General features: G+C 36.7%; 17 protein-coding genes and 1 pseudogene. 7 read left to right on the plus strand and 11 right to left on the minus strand.

The features are described 5' to 3' along the window. Positions 1-14: 14 nt before the first annotated feature. A complete protein-coding gene (locus BAU27_RS05645; protein WP_175546521.1) occupies positions 15-914 on the minus strand; it encodes a fumarylacetoacetate hydrolase family protein in 900 nt (299 codons plus the stop codon). Positions 915-1160: 246 nt separating this feature from the next. Here BAU27_RS05645 and BAU27_RS05650 point away from each other — a divergent pair, with 246 nt between their 5' ends. From BAU27_RS05650 to gerPF, 7 genes are all read left to right on the plus strand, one after another. Further along, positions 1161-1340 (plus strand): aspartyl-phosphate phosphatase Spo0E family protein, encoded by a 180-nt coding sequence (locus tag BAU27_RS05650; protein ID WP_071744611.1) that lies wholly within the window; start codon positions 1161-1163, stop codon positions 1338-1340. Between the two features lie 96 nt (positions 1341-1436). Further along, positions 1437-1658, plus strand: coding sequence for a spore germination protein GerPA (gene gerPA, locus BAU27_RS05655; RefSeq protein ID WP_001111190.1), 222 nt, complete (start codon positions 1437-1439; stop codon positions 1656-1658). Between the two features lie 14 nt (positions 1659-1672). After that, positions 1673-1879 carry a spore germination protein GerPB gene (gerPB, locus tag BAU27_RS05660; RefSeq protein WP_002116962.1) on the plus strand — a complete coding sequence of 69 codons (207 nt, stop codon included), beginning with the start codon at positions 1673-1675 and terminating at the stop codon, positions 1877-1879. Positions 1880-1943: 64 nt separating this feature from the next. After that, a complete protein-coding gene (gene gerPC, locus BAU27_RS05665; RefSeq protein WP_071770333.1) occupies positions 1944-2558 on the plus strand; it encodes a spore germination protein GerPC in 615 nt (204 codons plus the stop codon). Positions 2559-2564: 6 nt separating this feature from the next. Continuing rightward, entirely contained in the window at positions 2565-2759 is a 195-nt protein-coding gene (gerPD, locus tag BAU27_RS05670) for a spore germination protein GerPD (protein WP_016104152.1), read from the plus strand. A gap of 14 nt (positions 2760-2773) precedes the next feature. Further along, positions 2774-3160 (plus strand): spore germination protein GerPE, encoded by a 387-nt coding sequence (locus BAU27_RS05675; protein ID WP_071744609.1) that lies wholly within the window; start codon positions 2774-2776, stop codon positions 3158-3160. A gap of 42 nt (positions 3161-3202) precedes the next feature. Next, complete coding sequence (gerPF, locus tag BAU27_RS05680) at positions 3203-3418, plus strand: spore germination protein GerPF (protein ID WP_001141570.1); 216 nt, start codon at positions 3203-3205, stop codon at positions 3416-3418. Positions 3419-3503: 85 nt separating this feature from the next. On the opposite strand, the gene BAU27_RS05685 is transcribed toward gerPF, so the two are convergent. From BAU27_RS05685 to BAU27_RS30780, 10 genes and pseudogenes are all read right to left on the minus strand, one after another. After that, on the minus strand, positions 3504-3989 hold the full coding sequence (locus BAU27_RS05685) for a hypothetical protein (RefSeq protein WP_002116956.1): 486 nt from the start codon (positions 3987-3989) through the stop codon (positions 3504-3506). A 269-nt stretch (positions 3990-4258) separates the two neighbouring features. Next, positions 4259-4966: a DNA alkylation repair protein gene (locus tag BAU27_RS05690; protein WP_071770334.1), complete on the minus strand. Its 708-nt coding sequence runs from the start codon at positions 4964-4966 to the stop codon at positions 4259-4261. Between the two features lie 267 nt (positions 4967-5233). Beyond that, positions 5234-5512, minus strand: a complete 279-nt coding sequence (locus BAU27_RS05695) for an RNA polymerase alpha subunit C-terminal domain-containing protein (RefSeq protein ID WP_071770335.1) — start codon at positions 5510-5512, stop codon at positions 5234-5236. Between the two features lie 23 nt (positions 5513-5535). Further along, on the minus strand, positions 5536-9261 hold the full coding sequence (gene addA / locus BAU27_RS05700) for a helicase-exonuclease AddAB subunit AddA (RefSeq protein ID WP_071770336.1): 3726 nt from the start codon (positions 9259-9261) through the stop codon (positions 5536-5538). Then, on the minus strand, positions 9258-12773 hold the full coding sequence (gene addB, locus BAU27_RS05705; RefSeq protein ID WP_071770337.1) for a helicase-exonuclease AddAB subunit AddB: 3516 nt from the start codon (positions 12771-12773) through the stop codon (positions 9258-9260). Before addB ends, addA begins: the two co-directional genes overlap by 4 nt. A 186-nt stretch (positions 12774-12959) precedes the next feature. Beyond that, entirely contained in the window at positions 12960-13226 is a 267-nt protein-coding gene (locus BAU27_RS05710) for a DUF4176 domain-containing protein (RefSeq protein ID WP_071770338.1), read from the minus strand. Continuing rightward, positions 13223-13930 (minus strand): hypothetical protein, encoded by a 708-nt coding sequence (locus BAU27_RS05715; protein ID WP_071770339.1) that lies wholly within the window; start codon positions 13928-13930, stop codon positions 13223-13225. The genes BAU27_RS05710 and BAU27_RS05715 overlap by 4 nt, the downstream gene beginning before the upstream one ends. 18 nt (positions 13931-13948) lie before the next feature. Further along, the gene (locus BAU27_RS30775; RefSeq protein WP_244159080.1) at positions 13949-14758 is read right to left on the minus strand and encodes a WXG100 family type VII secretion target; all 810 of its coding nucleotides are present in this window, start codon (positions 14756-14758) and stop codon (positions 13949-13951) included. Further along, the gene (locus BAU27_RS32720) at positions 14759-14935 is read right to left on the minus strand and encodes a WXG100 family type VII secretion target (protein ID WP_244159079.1); all 177 of its coding nucleotides are present in this window, start codon (positions 14933-14935) and stop codon (positions 14759-14761) included. It lies immediately after the preceding gene. After that, a pseudogene (locus BAU27_RS30780) lies at positions 14932-15522 on the minus strand (hypothetical protein); the annotation flags it as partial. The pseudogene BAU27_RS30780 and the gene BAU27_RS32720, both read right to left, overlap by 4 nt. Between the last annotated feature and the right edge of the window lie 62 nt (positions 15523-15584).

Genomic DNA, 15584 nt, shown 5'->3' on the forward strand with positions numbered 1-15584 from the left:
AGATAGCTCTTTTTTCATTTCACAATATTTCTAAGCGTACCAATTCCCTCTACTTTAATAACAACTTCATCACCAGCGTGCAAGAACTTCGGTGGTGTAAAACCTTTACCAACACCAGCTGGTGTCCCTGTTGCAATGATATCTCCTGGTTCTAATGTCATACCTTTACTTATAGTTGAAATAATCTCTTCTACTGAAAAAATCATTTCTCTCGTATTTGAAGTTTGCCTTACTTCTCCATTTACCACCGTTTCAATGTGTAATTCATTCGGCGTTCTAACCATTGATTTATGAATTAAATACGGTCCCATCGGACAAAATGTATCGAAACTTTTCCCTAGGAAAAATTGTTTATGTTTCCTTTGAATATCCCGAGCAGTTACATCGTTTATAACTGTATATCCAAAAACATGATCAAGAGCTTTTTCTATTTTTATTTGTTTCCCTCGCTTACCAATAACGATTGCTAGTTCACCTTCATAGTCCAGTTCATTCGTTGCATGAGGGTGACCGTTAATTTGCTCATCAATTCCGATCACTGTTGTTGGCGCTTTTGTAAAGATCATTATATTTTCAGGGATAGACTCTACTCCGCCCATTTCTACCGCATGCTCACGATAGTTCTTTCCAACACAAAGAATATTTTTTCTCGGCCTTGGAATCGGTGCTAATATTTTCACTTCTGCTAACGGATAATACGCCGCTCCCGCATTTTCCTTCGCCCAATTTACAATATCGTACACCTTCTCAAGGCATTCACTTCCTCTTTCAATACACTCTAACATAGTAATCGGGATCGTAACCTTTTCCCCTTTTTGTCTTTGCGCTTCTCTTAAATGTAAGACTCTATCTTCCTCTTCATCCACAATACCTACAAATACCTTTTCTTCTTTCTTCGCCGTTACAAAACGCAATATTTCCACTCTCCATCCTAAAACTCATACCCTTTAATTGTATTCGCATCTTTAAGAAAAAAACCTTCTTATGCACGCTAATTTTTACAATATTCAACCATCCTTATATTTGTTCCACATCCGTCATTTGACATAAAATGTAGAAATTATACTTTTTTTAGCGAAGATGTTTCTTTTTTATGTGATTTTTGTATAATATGTACTAAATATATACATAAAATTTATTGAGAGATGGAGCCGATTTCAATGTTTGAGCAAGCTATCGAAAAAAAACGCGAAAAAATGATCTATTTTGCTGAACGCTACGGAATGACTTCTCAAAAAACAGTGGATTGTAGCCAAGAACTGGACAGGCTCTTAAATGTTATTTGGCATATACACACAGATTGCACACACACTCAAATGTTCGAAACACATACGCAATAACGTATGTGTTTCTTTTATTTCAAAAAAATACACATTTTATTGAAAACGCCCATACAATAGTAGAAAAGAAAATTTTAAAAATGAAAGGTGTTTTGTATGCCAGCTATGGTCGGACATATTCGTATCGTTAATATTGGATCAAGTGGTATTTTTCATATTGGAGATGTATTTGCGATTAGGCCTATTAGTTATTCACGCGCTTTTGCTGGGGCCGGCTCCTTTAATGTTGGGGATAACGTCTCTGTCTACAATTATCAAAGTTCAACGACTGTCAATGATTCAGATGTAATCGATCAAGCAATAATTGGTTCGAACTAAAGGGGGCGATTGCTTTGAATTTTTATGTGAACCAAAGTATCATCATTAACAGCATTAAAATCGATAGCATTACGACCTCTTCCGTTTTTCAAATTGGAACTGCAGGTAGTATTAAGGCTCTTTCTAAATTTTCAAATACTGGCGGATTTACAGAACCTCTTCGCCCTTTAAGTGCGAAAGGACAAATTATTTCCATTAAGCCTTCAACTAGTTCTTCTTAGACCACCATTATCATAAATATATAGCAGTAATATACCCTCCCTATTGAAAAGGAGGTTTCACAAAATGAATCAAGATATATACACTTACCTAAACCAACTTCAGCAAGCTCTTCAAATACAGCAGCAAACTATTCTAAATCTTGAAGATCAAGTTCGCCTACTACAAGAAGAGCTTAATGAGTTAAAAAGTCGTCCCTCCTCTTCTATAGGAAAAGTGGAATATAAATTCGATCAATTAAAAGTAGAAAATTTAAACGGTACTTTAAATATTGGCTTGAATCCATTTTCAACAAAAGGACAACAAATTGAAGATTTTCAAGTGGATACAGAAACATTAAAAGTAAATCCTGAAACAGAAACAAATCCAGACTTTTATCAAGGTATCCTCCAAGAAATGCATCGCTATTTAGATGAAGAAGCATATAGTCGAATTCTCCATTTTGAACAAGAAGAGAGAACGCCGCTTGATGAGATGTATCGACAAATGATGGTGGATGACATAAAAAAACAGATGGAACATAGACTTCCGTATTATTTATCACAAGTTCAATCATATGAGGGTGTTTCCACAGATCCCGATTATTTACGAGACGTCATTATTCAAGCGATGAAACAAGATATTGACAAAGCCTTCCTTTCCTTTATTCAACACATACCAGGCAATTTCCGAAAGGAGTAAGTATGTATGAATTTAAATGTTGTGAACCGCGAGTTAAAAGTAGGGCAGATTAAAATGAACGGGGTTTCTTCTTCCGCATTATTTTTAATTGGAGATGCTAACCTTCTCATCCTTTCTTCTATTCTTGATACGCCATTCGAATCCGTTACAGAGGGGCCATTTGTACCATTAGTAACAGCTGTCCCTACGACTCCAGGTTGAGGAGACTCAAAATTATGTTACATCATGTTTCAGTTGTCCAAAATGTTTCTATTATTTCTTTAGGGATTGCTGCAGTATTTCAAGTTGGTGATGCAAATCAAATGGAATTAAAAAGTAGGGCGCTTTTGGTTCATCGGGAAATTTCTTGTTATTTAAAAGGAGAAGGTCGCTTAGATGCTTTTGAAATTTTCACAGATGAACACATTACTATTCCAAAGCGAACCACAGATGTAAGAATGAATATTGTAAATGAGTGCCCTTTTATTGAAGTAAATGATGTTCACTTGCGGACACTTTTAAATTCTGGTTGCTTTCAAATTGGAAATGTTGATTATGCTTTTAATAACTCTCGTATTATGCAAATCCGCCAATACATTACTGATGAACCTTCCAATAAATAATTCATATAGTAATTAAAAAGCTTAGTAAAGTAGGTGGATGGTATGCCTTCGGTTGTAGGAAATCTTGTCGTTCAAAACAGTAACGGCTCTTTCAACTTAGGAGATTTTTATAACGTGTCTCCGAAAGAAAATACGAAAGCTTATAACGGATCTGGGGCTTCCAATGTCGGATTTGTCGTTAATACTTTTAGCGGCGTTAGTGCAACAAATACATTCGATTCGGACGTTGCAGACCAAGATCAAATCGGAACAGCGTAAAAAAGAAACAGCCTTAGCTCTATATTGTGTAGAGCTAGGGCTGTTTCTTCTATTAAAGATAATTTTAATTCAAGCTTATATTCTTTTAATATAGCATTCTTCCTTCTTTATATGCATTTTGATATGTCTCATCATTTATCTGTGTAACATCAGTATGGAACAGTTCCTCCCTAACAGCATCGAATAACTCCTTACATATGTTAGGAAATTCACTTTCCCATCTTTCTCTTTCATCCAACTCCATCAGTGATCCAACAATAACAAGATAAATATTCGGAAATTGCCTCTCAATCTTAGGAGCGTACTTTAGAAATCCCTTTAAATACATATCAAAATGATGACAATCATACTCCTGAGTGCCTGTATAAAATGGAAACCCACTTTCATCTTCCCACTCTAGGAGAATTCCCCAAAATGCTAACAATGAACCTGATCGATATCTCAATTTACTATCATTAAAGTGTTTATAATAAGGGTATAACAATCTATCGCACCAATCTAAATCGATTATACCACCCATATCTTTTATTTCATTACGTAATAAATCTAATTTCTCTTTAATGGGATCCATGCACATTCCCCTTCAATTGTTTATTTCCACACAGATATATACCTCTTATGATATTTACTCTCTTTATAAAATGAAAATAAATTTATTATATTTTAAAAGCTCAAACAAGCACAACCCCGTTCTAAATTTAGGACGGGGTTAATTTTATAGCAATAAAGTCATTTGAAAATCTAAGTTTTATTCAAAAAATAGCGTCCTTTTCTAGAATAAAGGAATAGATGTATTTATACAAAAGTTGAATATTTTACAGAATTTCAGAATCCTAATTTTTAGCACCTTACATATTTACGTTTGAATCCGAGTCTTCCTCGATCAAGTTCTTTATGAATACTTTCGTAAGCATTTAGAAAACTGCTTTTCTTGTTGTCCCGTTTTAGCTCCACTATGCCTACTTCCTTTGCAGTTTCAACTGCCTTTTCATGTAGCGGCACATATGAAATCCCCACGGTGTTTAGAAAATTATTCATAGCGGATTTCGTTCGTTCTGGCGAATCGTGAATTGTATTTTTCACAACTCCTAGCATATTGGCAATCTTACTTTCGGAAAATTCATGGTCTTTTCGATTCCCTAAAAGCCAGCAGTAGCAACTCCAACCCGCTGACATTCTTAGTTCGTCACCACTTGCGATCCATTTATCAGCCACGTCTTGTGCAAACTCTGACTCTGATAAAGTTACTGCCACCACATAATCGGATAGCATATAAAAGTACGCCCCATCCATCCAACGATCAAAATCCGATTCGTTCATAGTTTTCGGATCTGCAATAATGCCTGCAAAGTACATCGCATCATAGTTACCTGTAGCATAAAGCTCTTCAGCTAAACTCTGATTAATTTTTATTTTCTTTGCGATTGGTTTCATAGCACCTGTAGCTACGCCAAAAAGTGGATCCTTTGCACCATTAGATATGTATATTTTTTTAGTTCGTTCCTTGCTGAGAGTTTCAAGCTCTTGCATTACTGTTTCGAAATCCATAGTGTTGCACTTCCTTCCTTAATATTATAATCAATTCGCTTATATTCTTTATCAAGTTCTCTACACTCATAAATTCATCTTTTTAAATCATTTTGCCCATCGATTTACGATTTTCAAAATGAGATTTCGTTATACGCGTTTATCCAGCTAATTAATACCGATTATATAAAGTGAAACTTTAATCAGTGGGGGTTTTACTTCCCTCAAATAGCGGGATAAGCTAATCATTAGTTAAGATGCTACTCCTCACTAATGATTAGTTTTTCTTTATTTAAATGATAATCCCTTATCTTCTAAAGCCGCTCTCAATTTAGGTAAAGATGCCGGTCCCATACCGTGCAATTTCAAAATTTCTTTTTCACTATACTTTGAAAGTTCTTCTACAGTCGTTATTCCGTGGTGCTCTAACGCCCTTCTTGCTGGTGCTGAAAGAAGAGAAAGAAAGCCTTCTTTTGGCTTTCTCTTTTTCTCACAGGTTGGGCAAGTTGGACTATCGCTACTTTTATAATACTCGTGTCCTTGATCACAAGTTCTTAACGTCGCCATACTCCATAACCCCTTTCTAAGCTCTATTCCTCAACCTTTACAACATGATTCCCATCAAAGAAGTATAAACACTTCTCTTTCACAGGATGTTTTAAGCTTTTCTCGAGTGCTTTTGCATATAGCGAAAGCTGTACTTTGTATCGGTCTTCTAAAATAGGTTTCGCTTGATCAAATCCACCTGGGAACTTTCCTTCAATCGTATCTGTTTTAAAGTCGATTAAAGTAAGTCCGTCTTCCTCTTCGATCATGCAGTCGATAACCCCTTGGACAAGTATTGATTCGCCTTTCTTCCCTTGCCAATCTTGATATGCTTCTTCTGCTACAAGCATCATCGTAAATGGTACTTCACGCTCTACACTTTTCGCGGCTAATACTCTTTTACCAAGATTACTTTCAAAGAATGAAATCACTTTTTCAATTGCTATTTCTTCAGCTTGCTCGAATGTTAATAATTCCTTATTTACCATTCCAGCAATTTGTTCTTGAAGAGCTTCAATCGTAATCGGTTTCTTCAAATCTACATGTTGCATAACAGCATGGACTGCTGTTCCGCGCTCTGCGTATGTTAATCCTTTTTTCTCCATAAAACGAGGGCGTGTTTTAATTGGTGCACGTAGTTTTTTAATAAAGGCATTATCGCTGCCATCTTCTGATTGATAGTTTCTCTTTATTTCTGTAACAGATTGCTTCGCACGGTGAGATGTTGCATCCTCATATCCGTACTTCCACGTTAATCTGTCGTACACTTCATCTTTTCTTTCACTCTCTAACGGAACGGCTTTTTTCTCACGAAGCGCTTCTAACAATTCTTGTTTCTCTTCTTGAACTGGTTCTGACGCAAGTAACGTGTTGCCGTCAACAACTTCTACTTTCCAGCTAGTGTCATATCCATAAATGTCACCTGGAATATTTCCTTGTCCTAATTCAAGTAGCATTTCACTATCACGATGTCTATATAATGAAGGTGCAATCCAGTCTAAATAACATGATGCTCCGGCACGTATATGGTCTGGTAATAACCATTCACTATGCTCCCTTGCATCAAGCCATTTTTCCATTTCCTTATTTGCATCCTTAACTGTTCCGATTAAAATTAACTTCTCTTTCGCACGCGTTAACGCTACGTATAATACGCGCATTTCTTCCGCAATTAATTCCATTTTCATTTTACGCTTAATCGCTAGTTGCGATAATGTCGTATATTTAATCCGTTTACGAGGATCAATAAATTGTGAACCGAAACCAAAATCTTTATGAAGTAAGAAGCGTTTCATTAAATCTTGTGTATTAAAACGGCGACCAAGTCCAGCTACAAATACGACTGGGAACTCTAGCCCTTTACTTTTATGAATCGTCATAATGCGAACTACGTCTTCTTGTTCTCCAAGAGCTCTCGCCGTTCCCATATCATCACCGCGTTCTAAAATACGCTCAATAAAGCGTAAGAAGCGGAATAATCCTCTAAACGATGTTGCTTCATATTGCCTCGCGCGGTCATATAGTACGCGTAAGTTTGCTTGTCTTTGCTTTCCTGCTGGCAAACCGCCAACGAAATCGTAATAACCTGTCTCACCGTACACTTTCCAAATTAAATCAGAAAGAGACTGTTGACGCGCGAATTCACGCCACCCTTGCAGTAAGTTATAAAACCACTCTAATTTATCATGTAGTTCTTGTTCTTCTTCAAGCGGTGCTCCTTTTAAGAATGAGCTCATTACTTCATAAAATGACCCTTTTTTCCCGTGAGAACGAAGCGTCGCAAGTTCTTCGTCATTTAGTCCAACAATGGGTGAACGAAGTACAGCTGCAAGTGGAATATCTTGCATCGGATTATCAATAACGCGGAATACGTTCATCATAATATTTACTTCTGTCGCTTCAAAATAACCAGTCGCAAGGTCAGCATATACTGGAATTCCTTGTAGTTTTAACTCTTCCATAATTTGCGGCGCCCACGGCATGGAGCGAAGTAAAATAACGAAATCACGGTATTGTACTTGGCGCATACTATCAGTTTTACGATCATACACTTCATAACCTGAATCGACCATTGCTTTAATACGCTGCGCCATAAGACGAGCTTCAAGCTGTGCTTTTTCGACTTCGGCACCTTCTTCTCCGTCTATTACTTCTTCTTCCGTTTGCTGAATACATAATAGCTCAGCCGCTACATCTTCACCTTCTGGATAGCTAGCACCTAGCTTTAATTCAGCGTCAGCATCATAATCGATTTCTCCGACTTCTTCGCCCATAATTTGTTTGAAGATAAAGTTCGTACCAGCTAGCACTTCATGACGGCTACGGAAGTTTTTCGCTAAGTCAATCTTCATTCCGCCGCCCGATCCTTCTTGTGTGAATCGTTTGTATTTCCCTAAAAACAGTCCTGGTTCTGCTAGTCGGAAACGATAGATTGACTGTTTTACGTCACCAACCATGAACAAGTTTCCTTCACTCTCAGAATCTTTCGTGACGAATTTAATAATTGATTCCTGTACGAAGTTCGTATCTTGATATTCATCAACTAGTACTTCAGCAAATTTATTACGATATTGAAGTGCTACTGCTGACGGCTTCATTTCACCGTCTTCACTTTGCTCACTTAAAATTTGTAAACAGAAATGCTCTAAATCTGTGAAATCGACCATTCCTTTATCTCGCTTCATCGCTTGGAAACGCTCTGTAAATACTTTTACGAGCTGAACGAGTTTTTCTAATACAGGATGCATATCTTGAAAATCTCGTAAGAAACTTTCTGGTCTGCGGCTAAATAGCTCTTCTTGTAATTTCTTCACTTCATCTTTCGCTTTATTACGAAGAGAGTCTACTTGTTTTACAACATCTTCGTTGTAATCACTTTTCTTAATACGCTTTAACGTTTGCCACGATACATTTTGCATTGCTTCATAAACGCTTGTCCACGATCCACGAGCTGCTGAGGATAACATTCCAAGTAAAGCTAAATCCGCTTGCAGGGTTTCAACGCGAGGCGCTGGACCATCAGGAAGCATTGCGAGTTCAGTTGCTTTACGAATATGCTCTTCCGCTGTTTCAAGCTGGAATTTCGCATCTTCTAATAAGTAAGAAGCGTACACTAAATCTTCAATCGTCTTTCCTTCAACGTCGTATGCTTCTACTAATTTATCAAGCCATTTTTCCGGGTTTGGATGCGCTCTTGATTCTGTATGAAGCGCTAAAATCATTCGTTGTAAGTCATCGTCACTACGATCACTCGTATAACGATCAACGAGTTCAAAGAAAATACTATTATCTTCGATTCCATACTCTTCTTCTAATATGTCATCTAGCACTTCTTCTTTTAACAATTCATTTTCTGTTTGATTCGCAATACGGAAACGAGGATCGACATCAAGCATGTAGTAGTACCCTCTAATCACTTGTAAACAAAATGAATGAATGGTAGAAATAGAAGCTTTATTTAATAAGCTGAGCTGCTTTCTTATATGCTGCGATCCCGGTCCATCAATTAATACTTTTTCTAACGCTTCCCCAATTCTGTTTTTCATCTCTTGCGCTGCTGCATTCGTAAATGTTACAACGAGCAGGCGGTCGACATCGACTGGATTTTCCTCACTTATAATCTTTTTAATAATCCGTTCAACTAATACTGCTGTTTTCCCTGATCCAGCTGCTGCTGCGACTAAAATATCACGTCCGTTCGCTACAACCGCTTTCCACTGGTCATCTGTCCATTGACTACCTTCTGGTTTTTCAGGCCAATTTTCTATCATTCTCCGCCAACCTCCTCTCTAATTTTCTCCATTGCTTCGCTATCTTTCATATCTTTTAACGTACGGAATTGATTATCTTCAAGTGATTCATCAAACTGACAAACTGATTTAAAGTTACAGAACGTACAAGCCGCTTTATTCCCCTTTTTGTAAGGAGCGATATCGATAACACCTTCTGTGATGTCTTTTCCGATATTTTCAAACGAGTGGTGTACATATTTTTGAAGTACGTTAAATTCTTGTTCACTTGCAATGCTAGAACGCGCACTAAAACTACCATCTTTTTTCAGACCAGCAGAAATAATATCAGAGCTTCCTGTTGAAAGTTTATTATCCATTAAACGAACAACGTCAGCATCTCCTAGTACGAGCCCTTTCATTTTAAATTTCTTTAAAATTTCTTTCTCAATTTCTTCTTCAGATGCATCGCCTTTCATCTCAACAATCGGGTTATGAATATGGAAATACAATACACCCGCCGGCGATGCAGTGCCGCCCTTTTTCATCCACGTATGTGCATTTGAAGTAACAACATCTAAATACGTTAACATTTGAAGCGCGAGTCCGTAATACACTTCTGTTAAATCTAACGCTTTCGAACTTGATTTATAGTCAATAATACGAAGGAACGTACCACTCTCGTCTTCCGCCTTATCAACACGGTCAATACGGCCCACTACTTCCATCTTCACACCATTTGGCAACGCAAATTCCATTGGCGGAAGCGATCCTGTACCGCCCATACCGAACGGTACTTCTAAATCAACTGGTACAAAGCCACTCGACTTCGCATGTTCACGAAGAATAAGTGACGTACGGAAAATGATTTGTTGTAGTTTTTGCTTTAAATAGAAATGACGGTTTGAACTTAATAAAATTTGTCTTTGTAATAACGGTGCAATTTCTTCTATTACTAAAGTAGAAAGATGCTCACACTCTTTTATTGATAAATCTGCCCAAGTACGGTTTTCACGTAATAACCTGTCTGCAATTCTCTTTAGCGCTGCATGGAATAGTTCACCGATATCTGGCGCATCAAGTTTGAAAATATCACGCTCTCTTAGTGATAAACCGTGCTGTGCGAAATGAGCGTACGCACAACGGTTAAATAGTTCCATACGAGAGACACTTCCCTTAATTGTATCTCCATATAAATCTCTACTTACAGTTGTACTTAGTTTCTGCGCACGATTTCGGTAAAATAAACTTGATAACACGCGGCTACTTTTTTGCTTCCATTCATCTGAAGTTACGTAGAAGTTATATACATCCCACCAAAAGTCTAATTGTCCTTCAAATCCGTATCGTTTCCATGTTTGCAGCTGCTGCATGACATAAGACAATGTCACTTCTGGCGTTGCTACGTATGAAATTTGTTCCGAACGTGATAAGTCATTTACGTCATTTGTAATAAATGATTCTTTCACATCAGGGAACATTCTTTTTATTTTCTTAATAAAGCTAGACGCAAGTAACGTCTTTCCTTCTTCATCTGCAAGCGGGCATGAAATATATAATTTCTCAGTCGCTCTCGTTACCATTTGGTACATAACGAACTGTTCTTCTAATAAAGTTTGTCTCGTCGTTGGCGCGAGTTCAATACCCGCAGCGCCAAGAACTTCTCTTTCCTCATCAGAAAGCATCCCTTCATCCATCGGTGCTGCCGGAATGACGCCTTCATTTACGCCGATAATGAACGTCGCTTTCACATTTGATAACCGGGAGTGATCAATATTAGCAACTAATACTTGATCTAATGACGGCGGAATGTTCGCGAATTGAAGTGCCTCAAGACCTGTGGACATAACGTCTGTAAACATGGATAGTGACATTTTCTCCTCACCAAGCATCTCTACGAACGGATCAAGAAGACTCATTACTTCTTCCCATACTTGTTCATGGTCTGTCGCAAATAAGAAATCTCCACTTTCTTCTGCTCGTATACGTAACTCTTCTAACTTCTTCGGAACGTCAAGTTCTTCTAAAAATAAGTAAACTGCCTCGCACATTTGCATAACCGTTCCCGCACGCTTCAGTCTTTTTTGCATACGAATAACAGGCGTTCTTACAACATCACGCAGCCTGTTTATTTTCTCTTCCATTTCACGTTCACTATCTGTGATCATTCCGTTTGTCTCGTCAAGAGAACGATAACGGCGATACATCCACGGATCCTCTGAAGTCCATCGCTTCCCTTGTACACCGTACGCTAAACAGTAGTTTTCAAACTCATCCATTTCTTCTCGCATCGTTTCTTTTCTTACACCTAACGGATATAAAAGCTCTGTTTTCACGCAGCGGAACACGGCATCATAACGCCAATTTCCGCTAATAATCTCTAAAGCTGAACGAATGCATTCTACTAACGGATGATGTGACATCGGGCGTTTTTCATCAATGAAATGCGGGATATTATAATCCGTAAATAACGTTCGCATTACATCGTAATAACTTTCTCCGTTACGAAGGAGGACTGCGATATCTCGGTAACGATAGTCTTCATCTGCGACAAGCTTACGAATTTCACGAGCTACACCTTCTACTTCAGCTCGTAAATTAGCTGCTGTACTGATTGTTACACTCGCTTCACCGTTAAATTTTTCATTCGGACGCGCTTCATAATGAGCTTCTAAATGAGCTAATGCCGGAGAATGAAAACGCGGCTGTTCCATAAGTGGAATTGTTTTTTCAATTTCTATTTTCTCTTCACGCGCTACTTGTATTATTTTTTCATATGTTAACGTCGTTTCAAAAAATAAATCTAGTTCGTTTACTGGCTGTGCTAACGTTTTTTCATCTATCGTTAACGTGATCGTAACTCTCGCTCCACAAACCATAAGCTGCCTTAAAATTTCAAGCTCTTGCGGAGAAAATGAATGAAATCCATCTATATAAATTTCCGCACCATTTACATATTCAGACTGCGGAAGCTTTTCCACTAACAATTGTAGGTAGTCTTCTGAATCTAAATATTTTCCGATTAAGGCACGTTCAAAATCATCATATAATAGCTGTAAGTCATACACTTTATTCGCTAGCAGCTTTTGCTCTGCACTACTGCTATGCGCATCTAATTGTTGCCACATTTCATATACGTTAGATGGCGTCACATTGTAACGTTTAAACTCCGCAATCATACTACCAAGATGTTCAAAGAAACCGTTTTGCTCCGCTGCTTTTTGGAACACCGATAATCCATCTTTACGGGACTCTACAATTTTACGAAGTAACATATGCACGCCCGCTTCATCAATATGAAGACGACTCGCTCCGCCAACTTCTTGCAGCACCTTCCACGCTAATCGCGAAAAACTAAAAACTTGTGCCCGAATAGAACCTCTTACATCCTCACTTCCAATTAACGCCTGTTGCGTTTGGAATGTCATCTGTTCTGGCACAAGATATAATATTGTTTTCCCTCTTGGGCGCTGCTTTAACTCTTCTTGCACTTCGTGTAAACAAAGTGTACTTTTTCCACTTCCAGCTCTACCAATCACAAATCGAAGTGACATGTAACCCCACCTTTCACTTACATAACGAACGTTAGTTTGCTACTATAATTGTATTATAGGACACGAAAAAAGACAAACATGTATAATGACGATCCCCCCTCTCAAAACATAAAAATACAACCACTAAAGTATTTAATTACATAGAAAAAGCTGCTCATATAAGCAGCTTTTTCCATGTAATATTTCTTACTCCACTTTAGACAATATATTTTGTTGAAAAGCTCTTTCTTCCTCATCTTTATATCCACTTGATACAATTTCTTGAATATCGTCATGGTTAAATAAATAAGTAAAATCAGGACTAATATAGCCCTCTGGGTAAAAACATCCCATATAGTCAAATTTTTTCACTTTATCTGTTTCTACTTGTTGTTTACGTCCATAAATCATGAGTTTCTTGGTTCCTTCTTTTAAGATTACGATAGAGCCTATAGGTAGAAGCTGTGAATTCATTTCCTTCTCCTTTCCTTTCTTGTAAGATTAGATTTTTGTTGAACCTGTTTCATTTTTGAATGCCCTGTAATGATAAGATGTTTTTTAAAATCAAAATAAAAGTACACATGGACACTCGCAAACAAGAAAATAATCGAGAAAAATGACAGTAAGATAATTAGCAAAATCGCTAGAGAATCTTGACTTAAAATTCCTATACTGATTTGACCAACAATGTAGCCTACACCTGAAAAAACACCGACTTTTGAAAATTTCACCTTCTGATCATCTATACCCATTAAACGAGCTGTAAAATATTTAATCCACAATTGTCCGGATTTATAAACAACCAAACAATATACTATAAATGATAAAATAAAAAATAAAGGTGATTCCAATCCTATTAACTCGTAAGCTATTTTTTGAACACCTATAAAACTACAAAATGAAATGCTAGTTCCAACAAATCCAGAATATAGTAAATGTTGTAATTGAGGCTGCTTAGGTTTATTAATAAAAATCCAAATTCCCCACAAGTTACATACTATAAAAAATGGAAGCGCCAAGTAAAAATACACATTATATATTGGTGGAAATACAAAAATTATAATCAATAACAAAAAATTCATAATAAACCATACAAAGGCTCCGACAATATTTCTTATATCAAATGGTAGTAATATTCGTATGCCATCATCTATATTTTTAAAATTATATTTATCCATTATGCACCTCATAGAAAATTAAAAGATTTCATCTAAAGCAGAGCCTATTCCAGATTTAATCCGATCTTTTATAGAGTCTTTTTCACCATCATTATTCCAATCCCCTTTATCGAACTTAATTCCATCCGTTATTATGCTAGATACTACAGAAGCGGTAAAACCTACACCAGCCCCAATCACAGTTCCAATGGGTCCTCCAATTGCTGTACCGACTGCAGCACCCGCCCAAGTACTAGCAGCAGTAGAACCTACTCCAACCGCTACATCACCAACAATGTCTCCTACAATTTTGCTGCCGCTCGCATTACTTTCCAAATTTTCTTTCGTATCTTTAAAGACATCTAAACCGGTACTTATATATCCTAATGCGTTATTTTTTAACGATAATGATTCTTTTAATAATGCACCTGGTTTTAAAACATAACGTTTTACTTCATCAATTGTTTTAGCTTCCTCTAATGGCAGCTTTGTTCTTCTAATAATGTTATTACCATCTTTTCCTTTAATAAGTGTACGGTTCTCAAATCGCACCATAGGTTTTCCTTGATTATTTGTATATGGTGTCGCGCGAAAACCTTGGTTATGCCTTTGAGCAATTTGGTATGCCTCTTGACCATCTTTAAAGGTTCCAAATGCTGTTAACCCGGCTCCCATGGGGTTTTCTTTCCATTCATCAATGCCTCCCCCAAAAGGACTTAATAAATCAACACTATCTATTTTCCAATCTCCTAATGAAACTTCTTGTTGATCAGTTTTCTCAAAACGATCAGCAATATTTCTTAATGATTTACTATGAGTTTTTAAATCATTCGTTACACGCTCTAACATTTAACCTGCATATAAAGCCTGATTCAATACAGCATCTCTTCCAGATACTTGAAAGGGTAAATCCATTAATTGCTGATTCAAACGTTTATGTGTTTCAAATAATTCATGAGCTGCACGCTCTATATTAGAAGCTAACTCCCTTAAAAGGGCAGGAGTAACTTTAATTTCTTTACTCATTTTGATTCACCACCTATTGATTTAAGGTACAGAACCATTTTTTTGATTTCTTCAATAATTGCAAAGATATCTAGACAAATAACATTCGTTTGCTTCTCTCCACTGTCTAGTATTTTTTGGATAAGCCAATATTGATTTTGACTATACATATACTGAATACTATCGGTATACCATGTATCCTTTATATAATAATGAGTTTTAACTGTAGTTAACTCTTCACGGTCACATATAATATTCACTAATTTTTTAACATCATCATCATCCGCATAATATCCTAATAATTCCGATAAATACTTTTCTGATTGATTTAAAAAATCTTTTTCATATACGGCGCAAGGAAGTTTAAATGTATAATTCGAACGTGAACAAGTATTTTTAGACTGCAACGCTTGATATATAAATTGCCATGCTACCTCAGGTATTCCACACTCTCTAAATATACATTGTTTTTCACCGTTAACATCTGTTATTCTGTTATGTATAACTTTTTTATCAGTAAAATAAAAGACGTTCTTTTCTGTAATGTCGTTTTTATTTATCTGTACTTCAATAACAAAACCTGTAGTTAGACAAATACTAAAATATTCTCATTATCAATAGATTAAAAAAATATAAAATAAAAAAGACAAACATAATTGTTTGCCTTTTT

This window comes from Bacillus sp. NH11B (genome assembly GCF_001884205.1).
Taxonomy (GTDB): domain Bacteria; phylum Bacillota; class Bacilli; order Bacillales; family Bacillaceae_G; genus Bacillus_A; species Bacillus_A proteolyticus.